Annotated in this window: 2 protein-coding genes; both read right to left on the reverse strand. The window is 67.0% G+C overall.

Annotated features, from left to right (window positions below; genetic code table 11):
- Positions 1 to 57 precede the first annotated feature (57 nt).
- On the reverse strand, positions 58 to 1,983 hold the full coding sequence (locus ACFV2O_RS36750; protein WP_379256382.1) for a tyrosine-type recombinase/integrase: 1,926 nt from the start codon (positions 1,981 to 1,983) through the stop codon (positions 58 to 60).
- Positions 1,949 to 3,040, reverse strand: coding sequence for a tyrosine-type recombinase/integrase (locus ACFV2O_RS36755; protein ID WP_195154306.1), 1,092 nt, complete (start codon positions 3,038 to 3,040; stop codon positions 1,949 to 1,951). The genes ACFV2O_RS36750 and ACFV2O_RS36755 overlap by 35 nt, the downstream gene beginning before the upstream one ends.
- Positions 3,041 to 3,165: the final 125 nt, after the last annotated feature.

Raw genomic sequence — 3,165 nt, forward strand, 5'->3', positions numbered from 1 at the left:
TCGTAGGCTTATCCGGCTAATCAGGGCTGATCTTGTTCCGCTGGCGGTGTTTCGCGGTTATCCGGCTGATTTCTGGATGTCGGTGATGGCGGCGTCGAGTCGGGCGATGAGTTTGTGGTGGCGGTCGGCTTCGGTGATCCAGCCGCGGCGTTGGGCGTCGTCGGCGAGTTTCTGGGCGTCGGTGCGTTGGGCGGCGAGGATGGGCAGGTAGGTGGGGTCGGTGCGGAAGTTCGGGCAGTGTTCGCAGATGTTGGCGTAGGGGCAGGCGCCCTGGGCGGGTGCGCGCAGGCAGAATCCGCCTGCCAGACGGGATTTCAGTGCCGGGGTGTCGGTCCAGTCCTTGCCGCCGGTGATGTCGGCCAGGGGCAGGGCTTTGGTGCCGGCGGGTGTGGTGGGCAGGGCGGCGAGGTGGTCTTTGGCGAGGGTGAGGGCGCGTTCGTATTCGGTGCGGACGGTGGTGTCGAACAGTTTTCCGTAGCGCAGGCTCATCTGGGCGGACACGTGTCCGAGCAACGCCATCAGCGATTGCAGGGAGACACCGGCGTTGACCAGGGCGGTGGCATAGGTGTGGCGCAGCTGGTGCGGAGTGACGTGGCCGATCCTGGCGACCGTGGCGGCGCGGTCGAGCTCGTTGCGGACGGCTTGTTGAGACAGCTGGCCGCCGTGGCGGGTGAACAGGAACTGGGCTGGCTTCCCGGTCCGTGGGTGCGGTAATGGTCGTCCAGGACTGCGGATTTCGATGATCCGGTCGATCAGTTCGATGGTTTCGTTGTCGAGGGGGACCATGCGTTCGGTGTCGAGTTTGCCGAGCGGGACTTTCAGCCAGGCTCCCTCTGCGGGAATCTCGTGGAGGCAGTCGAGTTCGAGGTCGAGCAGTTCCCCGATCCGCAGTCCGCAGGCGCGTGCGAGCAGCAACGCGGAGGCGGCGAGTTCGTGGTCGCTGGCCTGCAGGGCGTCGGTGAGGCGGCGGTCGGCATCGAGGGGTATGTAGCGTGGCAGCGGGCGCGGCAGACGGGGGATGTCGTTGCGGAACAACAGTTTCCGCTTCGGTGCGTCGTTCCATCCCCATTCGGTGATCTCGGTGAGGAAGGTGTTGACCGCGACGACGCGGCGGGCGTGGTCGGCGACGCCGATAGGTTCGCCGGTCTTGGTGCTGACCGCGTCGACCAGGCTGGCCAGCCAGGGTTCGATGTGGCGGCGGCGGTCCAGTTGCGACAGCCGAGCCAGGGTGGGATCGAGATCGGTGAGGAACCGCCCGAACCCGGTCAGGCGGGTGGCCATGCTGGAGACGGTGTGGCGGGTGCAGGTGCCGCGTTTGGCGTTGAGGTAGTCGATCATCGCCTCGGCGATCGCCGGGGTGATGCCGTCGAGACGGACCGCGAAGTCCCAGGGACCGCCGCGGCGAGGCGGTTCGGGCAGGATGCCGAGGTGGAACAGCACCAAATGTGTGTTGGCCAGTGCGGCCTTGTAGTGGTGCCAGCCTTTGCCGGTGCGGTCTTGGCGGTCGCGGCAGGCGTCGGCGAACTCGTTGAGATCGCCGGTGGTGAGTTGGTGCAGGCGGCGGCCGGTCTGGATCAGCAGCCGCGCCGGCGCCTGCGAGCCGGTGGCCGTGCGGACCCGTTGACTGAATCCGAGTTCTCTTGCGGCGGTGAGGTATCGAGCGAGATCGCCTCCGATCGGGGAGGCGTCGATCTCGCGCCAGAGGCTGGAGATCTTGCGTTCCAACAGATAGTCGTAGCCGGGCCGCAACCAGCCGTGAAGCATCAAATACGTGATGAACGGTCGCGTCGAGGAATTCGCCGAGCACCGCAGCTCGAGCGGCTCATCGGCCCAGTCTTGCGGGTCGGGCCAGCGTTGCAGGAATGTGCGGGCCGAGCTGTAGTAGGGCGAGCTGCCGCGGCCGGTGCGCGCCAGTTCGGCCAGGTAGGTGTGGTAGATGTCGTCGGCGTCAGACCTGGCGGCGAAGACGTGCGCGTGCGGCATCGAATTCCTCCTTCACCCGCTTCGGTGCCAGATGGATGTAGCGGGCGGTGGTGTCGACATGGGTGTGCCCGAGCAGTGCTTGCATGACCGACAGATCGACCCCGGCCTCGGCCAGCGCGGTGCCGAACGAATGCCGCAACGCGTGTGGATGTCCGGCGGTGACACCGGACAGTTGCCGGTGATAGCGGAAGATCGTCCGCAACCCGGCCGGGGTGAGCGGCTGCCCTCGGTGCGGGCCCTTCGCGACCAGGAACAAACGCGCCGAGCCTGATTCGGGTCGCTCGGCCAGCAGATAGCCCTGGATCACGCGGGCCAGGTCGCTGTCGAGCGGGACGGCGCGTTCCTTGGCGCCCTTGCCCCAGACCCGGATCCAGCCGCGACCGATGTCGACATCTGCGACGTCGAGGGCCAGCACCTCGCACGACCGCAACCCGCAATACAGCATCAGCCCGGCGATCGCGCGGTCGCGCCAGGTCCGCAGACTCGCCAGCAACCGTGCCGCCTCCGACACCGCCAACGGCCTCGGCAGCCGTCGCGGTTCCCGCAGTCGCAGTGCCGATCGCGGTCGCGGCTTACGCACCAGATGCGCCAGCAGTCCGGTCTTCTCACCTGGCACAAACCGTTGCGCTTCACGGCCTTTCGGCACCGGACTCGTCAGTGCCGGGTCGCGCATCGCGCGGAACGCGAACAACCCCGACACCGCCACCAGCCGCCGGTTCACCGTCGCCGCCGCATATCCGTCCAGCCGCCGGCCCGCCAGGTCCACCACGTTCGGACCCGGCCGCCCCGGTAAACGCGCCGCCCGGCACACGGCCAAAAACCGCAGCAGCACCGACGTGGTCACATCGTCGACCCCGAATCCTTCACCGAGCAGCCACCGGCCGAACATCACCAGATCGAATCCATAGGCCCGCACTGTTTTCGGTGAATAGTTGCGATCAGCCAGATAACCCAGATACTCGTCGATCACCCGCAGCCCGTCGGCACCCGGTCCGGCCAGATACCACCGGCCACCATCCTGTTCCAGGCGCAGTCGATCACGGTTGTCCGTGCTCATGCCCGACAGGTCTACTCCGGGTTAGCCGACACGCGAACACACGAATCGCCGAAGGCCTCCGAACCCCCCTTGACCAGGGAAATAGGTGGATATTAGCCGGATAAGGGGCAATCGCCGACCGAGCC

The sequence above is a fragment of the Nocardia sp. NPDC059691 genome, from assembly GCF_042733915.1.
Lineage (GTDB): Bacteria > Actinomycetota > Actinomycetes > Mycobacteriales > Mycobacteriaceae > Nocardia > Nocardia sichangensis.

Excerpts from the sequence above, each read along its gene's own strand:
- ACFV2O_RS36750 (WP_379256382.1), bottom strand. The coding sequence starts at position 1,983 with ATGCCGCACGCGCACGTCTTCGCCGCCAGGTCTGACGCCGACGACATC.
- ACFV2O_RS36755 (WP_195154306.1), bottom strand. The coding sequence starts at position 3,040 with ATGAGCACGGACAACCGTGATCGACTGCGCCTGGAACAGGATGGTGGC.